This is a genomic window from Cryobacterium sp. BB307, assembly GCF_012274275.1.
Classification (GTDB): domain Bacteria; phylum Actinomycetota; class Actinomycetes; order Actinomycetales; family Microbacteriaceae; genus Terrimesophilobacter.
Window position 1 is genome coordinate 1,254,002 of sequence record NZ_JAANZA010000001.1, and the last position, 14,055, is coordinate 1,268,056.

General features: G+C 67.8%; 10 protein-coding genes. 7 read left to right on the forward strand and 3 right to left on the reverse strand.

Features of this window, described 5'->3' with window-relative positions:
• Positions 1-22 precede the first annotated feature (22 nt).
• The 5 genes from rnc (at position 23) to HGK58_RS06160 (ending at position 5,060) form a co-directional block, all read left to right on the forward strand.
• Positions 23-721, forward strand: coding sequence for a ribonuclease III (gene rnc / locus HGK58_RS06140; RefSeq protein WP_168626598.1), 699 nt, complete (start codon positions 23-25; stop codon positions 719-721).
• Between the two features lies 1 nt (position 722).
• Entirely contained in the window at positions 723-1,652 is a 930-nt protein-coding gene (gene mutM / locus HGK58_RS06145; protein WP_168626599.1) for a bifunctional DNA-formamidopyrimidine glycosylase/DNA-(apurinic or apyrimidinic site) lyase, read from the forward strand.
• 170 nt (positions 1,653-1,822) lie between these two features.
• Entirely contained in the window at positions 1,823-3,190 is a 1,368-nt protein-coding gene (locus HGK58_RS06150; protein ID WP_168626600.1) for an extracellular solute-binding protein, read from the forward strand.
• On the forward strand, positions 3,190-4,140 hold the full coding sequence (locus tag HGK58_RS06155) for a sugar ABC transporter permease (RefSeq protein ID WP_168626602.1): 951 nt from the start codon (positions 3,190-3,192) through the stop codon (positions 4,138-4,140). The genes HGK58_RS06150 and HGK58_RS06155 overlap by 1 nt, the downstream gene beginning before the upstream one ends.
• Entirely contained in the window at positions 4,137-5,060 is a 924-nt protein-coding gene (locus HGK58_RS06160) for a carbohydrate ABC transporter permease (protein ID WP_168626603.1), read from the forward strand. The genes HGK58_RS06155 and HGK58_RS06160 overlap by 4 nt, the downstream gene beginning before the upstream one ends.
• Here HGK58_RS06160 and HGK58_RS06165 read toward each other — a convergent pair.
• On the reverse strand, positions 5,050-6,126 hold the full coding sequence (locus HGK58_RS06165) for a GNAT family N-acetyltransferase (RefSeq protein ID WP_168626605.1): 1,077 nt from the start codon (positions 6,124-6,126) through the stop codon (positions 5,050-5,052). The two genes, HGK58_RS06160 and HGK58_RS06165, sit on opposite strands and share 11 nt — an antisense overlap.
• Before the next feature lie 171 nt (positions 6,127-6,297).
• Here HGK58_RS06165 and smc point away from each other — a divergent pair, with 171 nt between their 5' ends.
• Both smc and HGK58_RS06175 read left to right on the forward strand, forming a co-directional pair.
• Positions 6,298-9,906, forward strand: coding sequence for a chromosome segregation protein SMC (gene smc / locus HGK58_RS06170; RefSeq protein ID WP_168626922.1), 3,609 nt, complete (start codon positions 6,298-6,300; stop codon positions 9,904-9,906).
• Between the two features lie 233 nt (positions 9,907-10,139).
• A complete protein-coding gene (locus HGK58_RS06175) occupies positions 10,140-11,393 on the forward strand; it encodes an MFS transporter (RefSeq protein ID WP_168626607.1) in 1,254 nt (417 codons plus the stop codon).
• Here the strand turns inward: HGK58_RS06175 and HGK58_RS06180 are convergent.
• Together HGK58_RS06180 and HGK58_RS06185 are read right to left on the reverse strand one after the other, a co-directional pair.
• A complete protein-coding gene (locus HGK58_RS06180) occupies positions 11,345-13,015 on the reverse strand; it encodes an alpha-amylase family protein (protein ID WP_168626608.1) in 1,671 nt (556 codons plus the stop codon). The genes HGK58_RS06175 and HGK58_RS06180 overlap by 49 nt on opposite strands.
• Entirely contained in the window at positions 13,012-13,989 is a 978-nt protein-coding gene (locus tag HGK58_RS06185) for a TIGR03885 family FMN-dependent LLM class oxidoreductase (RefSeq protein ID WP_168626609.1), read from the reverse strand. Before HGK58_RS06185 ends, HGK58_RS06180 begins: the two co-directional genes overlap by 4 nt.
• Between the last annotated feature and the right edge of the window lie 66 nt (positions 13,990-14,055).

A 14,055-nucleotide genomic window follows, 5' to 3' on the forward strand; every position in this document is an offset into this window, starting at 1 on the left:
ATCGGATGCGGGCGGTGACAGCGTGACCAACGCCGAGCTCGAGTCCACCGGAATTGCGCTCGCGGAACAGCTCGGGGTCGAAATCGATCCCGAGCTTTTCGTGCTCGCGCTCACGCACCGCTCCTACGCCTACGAACACGGCGGGATCGCCCACAACGAGCGGCTCGAGTTCCTCGGCGACTCGATCCTCGGCCAAGCGGTGACGGTGTGGCTCTACACCAGCTACCCCGACCTCGATGAGGGGTCGCTGGCGAAGCGGCGTGCAAGCCTCGTCAGCAGTGCCGCCCTGGCTGAGGTCGCGCGCACGATCGGCCTCGGGGCACACTTGCGCCTCGGGCGCGGCGAGGAACTCACCGGCGGGCGCGAGAAGTCGTCCATCCTGGCGGATACGGTCGAAGCGGTCATCGGCGCGGTCTACCTCGGTGCGGGCGGCGACGTCGCCACCGACCTGGTGCTGCGGCTGATCATCCCGCTGCTGGATGACCCTGACCGTTTCGGTGCCGCGATGGACCCCAAGACGAGCTTGCAAGAACTGGCCGCCGGACTGGGTCGCGGCACCCCGCACTACACGGTCACCGACAGCGGACCGGACCACTCGAAGCGGTTCTTCGCCACCGTGTCCCTCGGCCGCGAGGAGATCGCGAGCGGCTCAGGCACCAGCAAGAAGCACGCCGAGATGGACGCGGCCCTGAACGCCTGGACCGCACTGCAGGCTCCCTGACGTGCCGGAACTCCCCGAAGTCGAGGTCGTCCGCCTCGGCCTGCAACCTGCGGTCACCGGCGCAACGGTGACGGCGGTCACGGTGCTCGACGAGCGCTCGCTGCGCCGCCATCCGGGACCTGCCGAGGACTTCGTCGACCGGCTCACCGGCGCGCGCCTGGCGGCGCCCTCCCGCCGCGGCAAGTACCTCTGGCTCCCACTGAAAACGCAGGAGATTCCGCCCGAAAACGGCGCTCTGTCACCAAACGGCCCGAAATCGGACGGATCTCCTGCATTTTCAGAAGCCGTGGTGGTGCACCTCGGGATGAGCGGGCAGGTGCTCGTGCGCGATAGGGACACCGACGACCGGCTCACGCGCATTCGGCTCGACCTGAAGCATCCGGTCGCGGGGCAGGTGCGGCTGAACTTCGTCGATCAGCGCATCTTCGGGTCGATGGCGATCGACGAGCTGATTCCGGATGGCGGTGGCGGGCGGGTCCCGCGCAGCGTCGCGCACATCGCTCGTGACCCGCTCGACCCGCTGTTCGACGATCGTGAATTCTTCCGGCGTCTCGCCATGCGCCGCACCGGGATCAAGCGCGCTCTGCTGGATCAGACACTGATCAGCGGCATCGGCAACATCTACGCCGACGAGGCGCTGTGGGCAGCGCGGGTCCACTACGACCAGCCGACGGCGACCCTGAGCCGACCACGCGCGAAGCGGCTGCTCGACGAGGTGCGCTCGGTGCTCGGCAAGGCGCTCGTCGAGGGCGGGACGAGCTTCGACTGGCAGTACCTGAACGTCAACGGCGAGGCCGGGTACTTCGCGCACTCGCTCAACGCCTATGGGCGCCAGGGAGAACCGTGTGCCCGCTGTGGCCGCCCGATCGTACGGGAAACCTTCATGAATCGGGGCAGCCACTTCTGCGCGTACTGCCAGCGCGTGCGGTGACCCGCGCGAAACCGGCCCACGGGCGAGAAGCGCTTCTCTGACTCATTCCTGAGATTCGCTTCACGAACCCTGTGTTTCTCTTCCCACCACCCTCGTTCGGGGTACGTTGTGCGCAAAGTCGGCGCCGGTCGGCGCACCCCAGCGACCCCGAGCACGCGAGGGAGTAAACAATGAAGAGGTCAATCCCGTTTGCCGTCGCCGCAGCTAGCGCGTTGCTGCTGACATCCTGCGCTGTCGGCACCGGCACGCAGAACACCGACGACGACACCGAGTACGACCCGTCGGCCGAGCTCAGCGGCGAGCTCAACGTCATGGGCTTCGGCGCGGGCGACGAGATCGCCCAGACGCGCTACGACCTCGCGGTCGACGCGCTCGGCGAGGTCGACGTCACCCTCATCGAGGGCGACCTGGACATGCAGCAGTTCCTGTCCTCCGTCGCGGCCGGCGACCCGCCCGAACTGCTGTACGCCAACCGCGACCAGATCGGGTCGCTCGCGGCGCGCGGTGCGATCATCCCTCTCGACAACTGCATCGAAGGGGAGGGCATCGACACCAGCCAGTTCGTCGAGTCGGCACTCGACCAGGTCACCTTTGACGACAGCGTCTACGGCATCCCGGAATTCAACGTCGTTCAGCTGACGATGGCTAACGAGAGCCTGCTCACGGATGCCGGACTCACGATCGAGGACGTCAACGGCTCAGACTGGGATGCTGTCACAGCTGCGGCTGAAGCGCTCGTGGTCAACGACGGCGGACTGTCGGTCATCGGCGTCGACTCGAAGCTGCCGGAGTTCTTCCCGCTGTGGGCGAAGGCCAACGGCGTCGACCTGCTGAGCGAGGACGGCCGCACCGCCAACCTCAACGACCCTGGCGCTGTCGAGGCGCTCGAGTTCGCGGTCGGCATCTATGAGGCGCAGGGCGGCTTCAGCGCGGTTAAGGCCTATCGCGACTCCGCCGACTTCTTCGGAAGCGGCAACCAGTACGCGACCAACGTGCTCGGCTCGATGTGGATGGAGCAGTGGTACCTGAACGTCCTGAACGACGTGTCCCCGGATGCGCCGATGGCGTTCGACACCTTCCGGACACCGGATGGCGAGCCGCTCGCGTTCGCCAGCGGCTCGGCTTGGGCGATCCCGGCGGGCAGCTCCAACCCGGCCGCCGGCTGCCGGTTCGCTCGCGTCATGACGGAGGTCGACAGCTGGATCGCCGCGGCACAGGCGCGACTCGACCTGCGCAATGAGGAGGGCACGGCGTTCACCGGCGTCCTCACCGGCAACGCGGTCGCCGATGACCAGATCCGCGAGATGGTCACCTCAGGCGGGGAGCCGTGGGATTCAGGGGTCGAGGCGATGTACGAGGCCAATGACAACACCTTCAGCCTCCCGGCGAACCCCGCCGATGCCGAGTTCAAGACCATCTGGCAGGACGCCGTCAACCGGGTGCTCAACGGTCAGGACGACCCGCAGACGGCTCTCGACGCTGCGCAGGAGGAGGCACAGTCAGTCCTCGATGAGGCCTGGGCGTCGATGGAGGAGTGATGTCCGCCCTCACCCTCGACACCCGGCCGTCGGTCGAACGCCCGGCCCGTCGGCGGGCGAGGCGCAGGAACGTCATCGCGGCGCTCCTGTTCCTCAGCCCGTGGATCGTCGGCTTCCTGATCTTCACCGCGTGGCCGATCTTCTACAGCGCGTACCTCTCACTGACCAACTACGACGTCATCAACTCACCCGACTTCGTCGGCATCGAGAACTACCAGCGGATGATCGAGGACCCGAAGGTGCGGCTCGCACTCGGCAACACCCTGCTGTACACGCTGATGAAGGTCCCGGCGTACATGCTGCTGTCGCTCGCCCTTGCGCTGCTGCTGGACCGGGCCGGCCGTGCATCCGGGTTCTTTCGCACCGTGTTCTTCCTGCCGAAGATGACACCGCCGGTGGCCGTCGGCGTGCTGTTCCTGCTGCTGTTCAACGGCCAGAGCGGGCTGGTCAACAGTGTGCTCGGCTGGTTCGGCATCAACGGGCCGTCGTGGACGACGGATCCGGCCTGGGTGAAGCCGGGGCTGGTGCTCATGAGCCTGTGGACGGTGGGGGCGAGCGTCATCATCCTGCTCACCGCGCTGCGCGACGTGCCGAAGGACCTGTACGAGGCGGCCAGGATCGACGGCGCCGGCTTCTGGCAGCAGACCAAGAGCGTGACACTGCCGATGATCAGCCCGACGCTCTTCTTCCTAGTCATCGTCAACACGATCGGCGCGTTCCAGACCTTCGACGAGGCGTACACGGCTTTCTTCGGCTCAGGCAACACGACCTATAGCAACGACGCAGCCTTGTTCTACGTGATCTACCTGTTCCAGCAGGCGTTCCAGTTCCTGCACATGGGCTACGCGTCGGCGCTCGCCTGGCTGCTGTTCCTCATCATCATGATCATCACAGTCATCCAGGTGATCGTGTCCCGCAGGCTCGTGCACTACGAAGGGGGCTCGCGATGACGACGACCGCGAGGGTTCCCGGCGTGACCGCTCCGCCGCTCGCGAGCGCAGATGCCATCGCAGTCGACAAGAGCGCGAAGGTCGGCAAGTCGAAGCGTGGATGGAAGCGGGTGCTCACCGTCACGCTGCTGGTGCTGTTCGGCGTCATCTTCCTGTACCCGTTCATCTGGCTGGTGAGCGCCTCGTTCAAGCCGCGCAGTGAGGTGTTCGACAACGCGCTCATCCCGAACACCTTCACGCTGGAGAACTACGTCAACGTGTGGCTGGAGGCGCCGCTTGCCCTGTGGCTGGTCAACACGGTGATCGTCACGGTGCTGGCCGCGGTGTCGGTGACCATCGCGAGCTCGATGGTGGCGTGGGGCTTCGCCTACTTCCAGTTCCGCGGCAGGAACGTGCTGTTCGGCATCGTGCTGGGCACGATGATGCTGCCGGGAGCTGTCACGCTGATCCCGACGTTCCTGATCTGGAACGGCCTGGGGGCCACGGGAACGCTGATCCCGTTGTGGGCAGGCAACCTGTTCGGCAGCGCGTTCTACATCTTCCTGCTGCGCCAGTTCTTCCTGACGCTGCCGCGCGACCTGTTCGAGGCTGCGCGGGTGGACGGCGCGAGCAACTGGAAGATCTTCTCCCGCATCGCGGTGCCGCTCACGAAGCCCGCCCTCGCCGTCGTTCTCCTGTTCGAGGCGGAGGCGGCGTGGACCGACCTGATGCGCGGTCTCATCTACCTGCGCGACACGGCGACCTTCACTGTTCCGCGAGGGCTCAAGGCTCTCGTCGACCAGTTCGGCTTCGGCGGGGAGTGGCACTGGGAGATCCTGGTCACGGCAAGCGTGATCACCACACTGCCGATCATCATCCTGTTCTTCTTCGGCCAGAAGCAGTTCGTCGAGGGGGTCGCCTCGAGCGGCATCAAGGGGTGACGTCGAGCTTCCAGCCGCCGCCGTAGCCCACCGGCATGAATCCGATGGCCTCGTTCACGGCGAGCATGTGCCGGTTCTCCTCGGCGTTGAAGGTCGTGACCGACGGATGCCCTGGGTGCGTGTCCTCGAGGTACTTCAGGTTCGCCAACTTGGCGAGCATGCCCAGCCCGTGACCGCGGTGTTCGCGCAACACCAACGTGTCGGCCTGTGAGACGGCACGCTCACGCTCGAGTGGCACCTCCAACTCGGTGAAGGCCACCAGCGTGCCGGACGGCACGTACTCGACCGCGGTGACCAGGATCAGGCGCGGGCTCGCGGCACGCAGGTCATCGAGGGTGCGCACGCGCGTCTCGTCCCACTGCTCCTCGGCGTAGTCGAGCCCGCCGCTCGGCGCATCCGTGCTCATCCGCTGGTGCAGCACCGCGAGATCCGCGACCCGGTCCTCCGGGGTGCGGCCGACCCAGCGCACCAGCCGGTAGCCGGCATCTGCGGCGACCCGCACGCGCTCCGCCAACTCGTCGAACCATCTAGTCGGCAGAGGGAGCGGAAGCCGACTGAAGCGCTCGACCTGCTGCAGTTCGTACCCACGGCCAAGCAAGAAGCGCGTACCGGGGTCGGCAAGCGGCACCGCGCCGAAGCCGGTCGGCGACGGGAGAGTCTCGCCGTCTGCGGCCTTGTGCAGCACGTAGGACTGCCACGGTCGAAGCCGTTCGGCAGCGGCGCGCGTCGCGAGCAGGTCGTACAGCGCGGCCCCGATGCCGGCTCGGCGGAACGCCGCGAGCACCTCGATCTCGAGCCACGCTTCGTCAACATCGTCCTCGATGCGCCAGTTCAGGATGCCGCGCGCGACGATGCGTCCATCCACCCGGGCGACGTAGGCGATCTTCGGGTCGTACGGGTCCAACCAGTGCGGCAGCAGTTCGGCCGCGGAGTAGGCGAGGTCGTAGTTGCCGACGATCTCAGCCTCGATGTCGTTGCGCACGGTGGTCATCTCGATGAAGTCCAGCGCATCCGGGGCGTCGATCGACTGAGGGATGTGCAGGTCGTCGATGGTGAACTCGGTCATCGGCCGTGCTCCTTGGCTCGTGCGTGTCGGCAGCCGCCCAGACTAACGCCCGCGCACGAAGAAAACGCGAATCTGAGACCATTCCGATGCAAAGCGCGGCAGAACTCTCGGATGCTCGGCGTCCGGTACCGTATACCGGGTGAGTCGCGGCGTGCGAAGAAGGGCGAACGGGTGTACCTGAAGAGCCTGACCCTCAAGGGGTTCAAGTCCTTCGCTCAGCCGACCACTTTTGCGTTCGAACCAGGGGTGACGTGCGTCGTCGGACCGAACGGCTCCGGCAAGTCGAACGTCGTCGACGCTCTCGCGTGGGTGATGGGCGAGCAGGGGGCGAAGACCCTGCGCGGCGGCAAGATGGAGGACGTCATCTTCGCCGGCACGGCCACCAAGGGCCCGCTCGGCCGCGCCGAGGTCACCCTCACGATCGACAACAGCGATGGCGCGCTGCCGATCGAGTACAGCGAAGTGACCATCAGCCGCACGCTGTTCCGCAACGGCGGCAGCGAATACGCGATCAACGGCGAGAACTGCAGGCTCCTCGACGTGCAGGAGCTGCTGAGCGACTCCGGGCTCGGGCGCGAGATGCACGTCATCGTCGGCCAGGGACAGTTGGATGCCGTGCTGCACGCGAGCCCCGAGGAGCGTCGCGGCTTCATCGAGGAGGCCGCCGGCATCCTGAAGCACCGCCGCCGCAAGGAGAAGACCCTCCGCAAGCTGGAGGCGATGCAGGCGAACCTGACGCGACTGAACGATCTCGCGGGTGAGCTGCGCCGGCAGCTCAAGCCGCTCGGGCACCAGGCCGAGATCGCCCGTGAGGCGCAGTCGATCGCGGCGATAGTCCGCGACGCGACCGCCCGGCTGCTCGCCGACGAGATCGTGACGCTGCGCGAGTCACTCGCGGTGCACTCCTCGAGCGAGGCGGAGCGCAAGACGGAGCGGATCGTTCTGCAGGAACAGCTCGACCAGAACAAGCTGCGCGAGCAGCGCATCGAGGCGGCGCAGCAGGGCGATCGGGTCGACACGGCCAGGCGGATCGCGTTCGGTCTGGAGCAGGTGCAGGAGCGCCTGCGCGGCCTGTTCACGCTCGCAAACCAGCGGATCGCGCTCCTCGGCGCGCAGGGCGAGGTGCACGACTTCAGCGCGGGTGTCACTCAGCAGCAGGTGGATGATGCGCGCGCTGAGGCGGAGCGGCTCGCCGAGCTCATCAGCGACACCGAGCGGGCCTGGCAGGAGGCGCAAGCCGTGAGCGCCAGCGCACGTGCCGCGCTGGATGCGATGGACGATGAGATCGCGCTGCAGAGCTCGCTCGTGTCGAAGCACGAACTCGAGCTCGCCGGGCTCGCCGGTGCGGTCGACACAGCCAACTCGCGGCTCGCCGCGGTGCGCGGAGAAGTGCTGCGGCAGCAGAACGCGCTCGACGCCGCAGAGCAGCGCCGCGAGGCCGCGCTCGCCGAATTCACCAGGCTGGAAGCGGACGCCGCGGTGGGGGAGGCGGGAGAGACCGACCTCGACGCCGCGTACGAGGAGGCACAGGGCGTCGTTGTCGCCGCCGAGTCGGAGATCGAGCGGCTGCGGGAGTCGCTGCACACGCTCGAGCGCGAACGGGACGCGCTCGCCGCCCGCACCAACGCGCTCACGCGCGCGCTCGAGGTCAAGGATGCAGCGGGCGATCTGGTCGCTGCGAAGTTGACCGGCATCCGGGGCATCGTCGCGGACCACATCCAGGTGAAGCCCGGGTTCGAAGCTGCCATCGCCGCTGCGCTGGGGAGCCTCGCCGACGGCGTGCTCGCCGAGGACCGTGACAGCGCCATCGACGCGGTAGCGCATGCCAAGCACCATGATCTCGGCAGGGTCGAGATCGTCGTGGCCGACAGCGGCGCCATGGCACCCGCCTGGCCGGCGCTGCCCGGCATCGTCGCCGCGCAATCAGTCGTGGACGCCCCGGGCGGCGTGCTCGGCATCCTCAGTTACATCGCCGTCGCCGATGACCTCGACGCGGCGCGCTCAGCTGAACCGAAGCTCGCCGACGCCGGGCTCGGCGGCCCGATCACGATCGTGACCAAAGGCGGCGACGTGCTCACCGAGTACGTGCTGCGCGGCGGCTCAGGCGGCAAGCAGGGGCGCATCGAGCTGCTCGCGGAACGCGACGCAGCCGCCGAACGCCTGACCGAGGTGACCTCGCTCATCGAGCGGGCACGATTCGAGCTGGCCGAGCAGCGCGGCGTGCTTCAGGTCGCCAAGGAGCAGTCCCAGCGCGCCCTCGCCACCCTGCGCGAGTTCGACGCCCAGCTGGCCGCGCGCACCGAGAAGCTCAACCGCGCCAAGGTCCAATTCGAGGCAGCCCAGGCAGAGGCGCAGCGCCTGGAGAAGGGTCTCGAGCTTGCCACGAACGCGGTGGCGGATGCGGTGGCTGCGGCGGAGAAGGCTGCAGCCGACCTCGAGTCGGCCCGGTCCAGGCCGAAACCCATCCTCGACGTCAGCGCGCGCGACGGACTGTCGCAGGAGCTCGACGCGGCACGCGAGAGCGAGGTTGAGGCGCGACTCCAGGTCGAGGCCGCGCGCGAGCGGGTCCGTGCGGAACGCCAGCGGGCACTGCAGCTGGAGAAGCAGCTTGAGGAGGAGCGCGCCGCCGCGCAGGAGAGCGCCCGTCGGGCGGTGATCCGACGTCGCCAGATCGAGCAGGCGCAACGCGTCGCTGATGCGCTGCCCGCGGTGCTCGACTCGGTGAACCGCTCGGTGACCGCAGCCCGCATGGAACTCTCCGCGCGCGAAGCCGATCGCGCCAAGCAGAACGAGGAGCTCGCCGAGCTGCGTCGCCAGGAAGCCGGGCTGCGCGAGCGCCTGACCGCGGTGAGCGAAAGCGTGCACGGGCTCGAGATGCAGATCTACGAGAAGAAGCTGCACCTGTCCACGCTCGTCGAGCGCGCGGCGGAGGAGCTCGGCCTCGTCGAGGACGTTCTCGTCGCCGAGTACGGCCCGCAGGTACCGGTGCCGGATGATGCCGCAACGGCGGTCGACGCCCCGACGGTCGAACCCGTCGAGACCTCGACCGAGATCTCGACGAGCTCGATCACCGATGAAGGGTGGATGGCCCCCTCGGAGGGCAAGCCGTTCAACCGCTCCGAGCAGGAAGCCCGCCTGGCCCGCGCGCAGCGCAAGTACGCGCAGCTCGGTCGCGTCAACCCCCTCGCGCTCGAGGAGTTCGCGGCGCTCGAGCAGCGCCATAAGTTCCTCACCGAGCAGCTCACCGACCTGACAAACACCCGCAAGGACCTGCTCACGATCATCGACGAGCTCGACGTGAAGATGAAGGACATCTTCGAGGCCGCGTTCGAGGACACTCGGGCGGCCTTCAACGACGTCTTCCCGGTGCTGTTCCCCGGCGGCACCGGCAGCATCCGCCTCACCGACCCGGATGACCTGCTCACCACGGGCATCGAGGTCACCGTGAAGCCGGCGGGCAAGAAGATCGAGCGGCTGTCGCTGCTCTCGGGCGGCGAGCGCTCACTGGCTGCGGTTGCGCTGCTGATCGCGATCTTCAAGGCGCGCCCCAGCCCGTTCTACATCATGGACGAGGTGGAGGCGGCACTCGACGACGCGAACCTCGGCCGGCTGCTGACGATCTTCGAGGAGCTCCGCGAGAACTCGCAGCTCATCGTCATCACCCACCAAAAGCGCACGATGGAGATCGCGGATGCGCTCTACGGCGTCTCGATGCGCTCGGATGGGATCAGCGCCGTGGTCGGTCAGCGGGTTGCCCGCGAAGACGAAAAGGCGAGCTGAGCCGCCAGCGGGACCGGCAAGCTCCGAGTACGACCGGCAAGCTCTGCATCGCGGAGCCGATGCCCGTTAGCCTCCGCACTCGTCCGCGCATGCTCCGGACATCCGCGCCCGGTGCGCGGGGCGCGGATGTCCGGAACGGGCGCGCGGAAGTCGGTGAGCTCAGCCGCCATCCACCCATCTGGTTGGCAGGAATGCCCCGTCTCGTGGCGGTCTGTCGCGCCTAGACTGTCGCAGTGATCGACATCGAGCGGGTGCAGAGGCGCGTCATCCGCACCCTCGTTCTGGCGCAGATTCTCGGCGGAATCGGCCTCGGGGCGACGGTGTCCGTTGGCGCATTGCTTGCTGCGGAGGTGAGCGGCGAGAACGCGTTGTCAGGTATGGCGTCGACCATGAGCACTCTCGGGGCTGCCATCATCGCGTTGCCGTTGGCCCGCTTGGCGATGCGGCGTGGGCGGGGGTTCGCGCTAGCGGCAGGGTCGATTCTCGGCATCGCCGGCGCGGTGCTGGCAACGGTGTCGGCGGCGCTCGGATCGTTCCCACTGCTGATCGTCGCATTCCTGCTCACCGGCGTCATCGGGGCCACGAACCTGCAGGCGCGGTTCGCGGCCACCGACCTGGCTCAGCCGGACCGCCGCGGGCGTCAGCTGTCCGTGGTTGTCTGGTCGACGACGATTGGCGCGGTGCTCGGCCCGAACCTGATCGGCCCTGGGGAGGCGCTTGGCGCCGCGCTCGGCCTGCCGACGCTCACCGGCCCGTTCATCTTCACCGTCGCCGCCCAGGTGGCAGCGACCGTCGTCTACCTCGTCGGTCTTCGTCCTGACCCGCTGCTCACGGCGATCGGCAGCCGCACGCCGGAGGAATCACGCCCCGCCCGAGGCGGCTTCGCGACGCTACGACACAACCCCCTTGCGCGCTACGCCGTGACGACCGTTGCCCTCAGCCACGCGACCATGGTCGCCGTCATGGCGATGACGCCGGTGCATCTGTACTCGCACGGCGCGACGCTCGAGCTGGTCGGCTTCGCGCTCAGTCTGCACATCGCCGGGATGTTCGCCCTGTCGCCCGTGTTCGGGTGGCTCGCCGATAGGGTGGGCCGACTCCAGGTGATCCTCATCGGCCAGGCGACGTTCGCCGCCTCGCTGTTGCTTGCCGGCTTCGTGAGCCACTCGGAAGCAGGTGTCACACTGAGCGTCACGCTGCTCGGGGTGGGCTGGTCGGCATCGGTCATCGCCGGATCGACCGTCGTCGCCGAATCCGCGGAAGGTCCCGACCGCGCCGCCCTGCAGGGCGTCTCCGACCTCACCATGAACGCGGTCGCGGCACTCAGCGGCGCGCTCGCCGGGCCGGTGCTGGTCGCGATCGGCTACTCGGGACTCGGCTTCGTCACCATCGCCCTGGTCGGCTTCGTCACGGTGTGGACGATCATCCGACTCACCGCTCAGGAGAGCCGTCTGGTGCCCGGGTCCAGGATCCGCAGCCAGCGGTAGCCGTACCCCTCCAGGTCGAGTTCGGCCCGCCCCCGGTCGTCGGTGCGCGTCTCGCCCTCCTGGAGCAGGTCGACCAAACGTGTTTCGGCATCCACACCATCCACGGTGAGCGGGACGGTCAGCGCGTTCGGCGAGAAGTTGTGCAGCGCGATCATGCTCCCCAAGGGCCCGGTGACGCGGTGCGCAAGGACGGATGCGTGAGGCTGCTCGAGGATGCTCAGGTCGCCCCAGCCGATCTCGGCCGATGCCCGGTAGCGGCGGATGAGCAACTGGATGAAGCTGAGCAGCGAATCGGGGTCGTGCCGTTGCTGATTCACATTGATGTGGTCAGGGCCGAAACCGTCAGCCACGACCGGATTGGGCAACGCCGACGGCCGCGCGGTTGAGAAGCCGCCGTTCTTCGCGTCAGTCCACTGCATGGGCGTACGCACCGCCTGACGCCCGCCGGCATCGAGATTCTCGCCCATGCCGATCTCTTCCCCGTAGAACAAGACGGGTGTCCCCGGTAGGGAGAACAGCAGGCTGTACGCCATCCGGATGCGCCGGGGGTCGCCGTCGAGCATGGTGGGGAGGCGGCGCACGATGCCGCGGTCGTAAACCTGCATGCGGGGCTCAGGGCCGAGGGCGTCGAAGACCTCCCGGCGCTCGACTTCGGTGAGCTTGTCGAGGGTCAGCTCGTCGTGATTGCGCACGAAGTTGGCCCACTGCGACTGCAGCGCCAGCTTCGGGCGCCTGGCGAGCGTGCGGGCGAGGGGGCGCGCATCCTCCCGGACAAGCGAGAGGTAGAACCGCTGCATCGACTCGAAGTCGAACTGCATCGAGAGCTCGTCGCCATCCGGGCCGCCGAAGTAGGCCAGCTGGTCCTTGAACTTCAGGTTGACCTCGCCGAGCAGGATCGCGTCGCCTTGTCGCCTGCCGACGAAGCTGCGCAGGTCGCGCAGGTAGCTGTGGCCGGCATCGGGACCCTCCGGCAGCATTCCCTCGGTGGTCTCGAGGAAGAACGGCACGGCATCGACGCGGAAGCCGGAGAGGCCGAGCTGCAGCCAATAGCCGAGGACCTTCGCGATCTCCTCGCGCACCTTCGGGTTGGCGGTGTTCAGGTCCGGCTGGTGCTTGTAGAAGCGGTGCAGGTAGTACTGGCCGGCCTTCTCATCGAACGACCAGACGCCCTTCTCCTCGCCCGGAAACACGGTCTCCGGGGCATCCTTCGGGATCTCGTCGCTCCACACATAGAAGTCGCGGTACGGCGAATCAGGGCTGGACCTGGCCGCCTGGAACCACGGATGCCGGTCGGATGTGTGGTTGACGACCAGGTCGGCGATGACGCGCATGCCACGGTCCTTGGCGCTGCGAATCACCTCGACCAGGTCACCGATGTGGCCGAGGCGCTTGTCGATGCCGTAGAAATCCATGATGTCGTAGCCGTCGTCGCGGTCGGGTGTCGGGAAGAACGGCATGAGCCACAGGCATGTCACTCCGAGGTCGGACAGGTAGTCGAGCCGGTGGGCGAGTCCGCCGAAGTCGCCGCGACCGTCGCCGTCCCAGTCCATGAACGTCTCGACGTCGAGGCAGTACAGGACGGCGTTCTTCCACCACAGGTCGCTCGTGTCGGTGATTCTCATGCCACGCTCCTCGCCGTCGGGCGAAGTTGCGGCAGCACGTGCGCGCCGAACTGCTCGATGAACACCAGCTGTTCCTTGCCGACGTGGTGCAGGTACACCTCGTCGAAGCCGAGCTCGATGGCCTCACCCAGCCAGTCGACGTGGCGGGCGAGGTCATCGGAGACCTGTACGAGATCGGGGAGTTGCTCTGCCGGCACGTTCGCGCTCTCGCGATCAAACTCTTCCGTCGCCCAGATGTCCCAGCATCGAGGCGGCCCGATCGCGCCGTTTCGCCACTGATCGTGCGCGATCGCCAGTGCCTCGTCGTAAGTGGGCGCGTAGCTCAGGTGCACCTGGAGCGCGACCGGTCCGGTGCCGCCCGCGGAACGGTACGCGTCGATGACCTCGCGCAGCGCGTCGTGCGGCTGGGCGACGGTGATCAGCCCGTCCGCCCAGTCGGCCGCCCAGCTTGCGGTGGCCGGGGTGACTGCTGCGGCGAACAGTGGGGGAGGAACATCCGGAAGCGTCCAGAGCCTCGCCTCGTGCACGGCGACGTCGCCGGTTGCGCTCACCTGCTCACCGGCGAGCATGCGCCGGATGACGTCGACGCTCTGCCGCAGCCGCCGGTTGCGGGTGTCCTTGTCCGGCCACTCGTCGCCGGTGATGTGCTCGTTCATGTTCTCGCCGCTGCCGAGGGCCGCCCAGAACCGTCCCGGGTACATCGCGGCGAGGGTTGCCGCCGCTTGCGCGATGATCGCGGGGTGGTAGCGCTGGCCCGGCGCGTTCACGACCCCGAACGGCAGCCGGGTGGCCTGCAGTGCCGCGCCGAGCCACGCCCACGCGAATGCGGAATGGCCCTGCCGCTCGCTCCACGGCGCGAAGTGGTCGCTGCACATGGCCGCGGTGAAGCCGGCCTGCTCTGCATGCTGGACGGCATCGATGAGCGCGCTCGGGTGAACCTGTTCATGGGAGGCATGGAAGCCGATGACGGTCATCTTTCGACCGTCGCACGCGGGGCTGGGAAAGTGACGGGGATTCCGTTGTGGTCGCTGGAGGGGCGG

What these genes read in the sequence shown, in the direction of transcription:
- HGK58_RS06185 (WP_168626609.1), bottom strand. Translation starts at nt 13,989, where the DNA reads ATGACCGTCATCGGCTTCCATGCCTCCCATGAACAGGTTCACCCGAGC.
- HGK58_RS06155 (WP_168626602.1), top strand. Translation starts at nt 3,190, where the DNA reads ATGTCCGCCCTCACCCTCGACACCCGGCCGTCGGTCGAACGCCCGGCC.
- HGK58_RS06180 (WP_168626608.1), bottom strand. Translation starts at nt 13,015, where the DNA reads ATGAGAATCACCGACACGAGCGACCTGTGGTGGAAGAACGCCGTCCTG.
- HGK58_RS06160 (WP_168626603.1), top strand. Translation starts at nt 4,137, where the DNA reads ATGACGACGACCGCGAGGGTTCCCGGCGTGACCGCTCCGCCGCTCGCG.
- HGK58_RS06150 (WP_168626600.1), top strand. Translation starts at nt 1,823, where the DNA reads ATGAAGAGGTCAATCCCGTTTGCCGTCGCCGCAGCTAGCGCGTTGCTG.
- HGK58_RS06165 (WP_168626605.1), bottom strand. Translation starts at nt 6,126, where the DNA reads ATGACCGAGTTCACCATCGACGACCTGCACATCCCTCAGTCGATCGAC.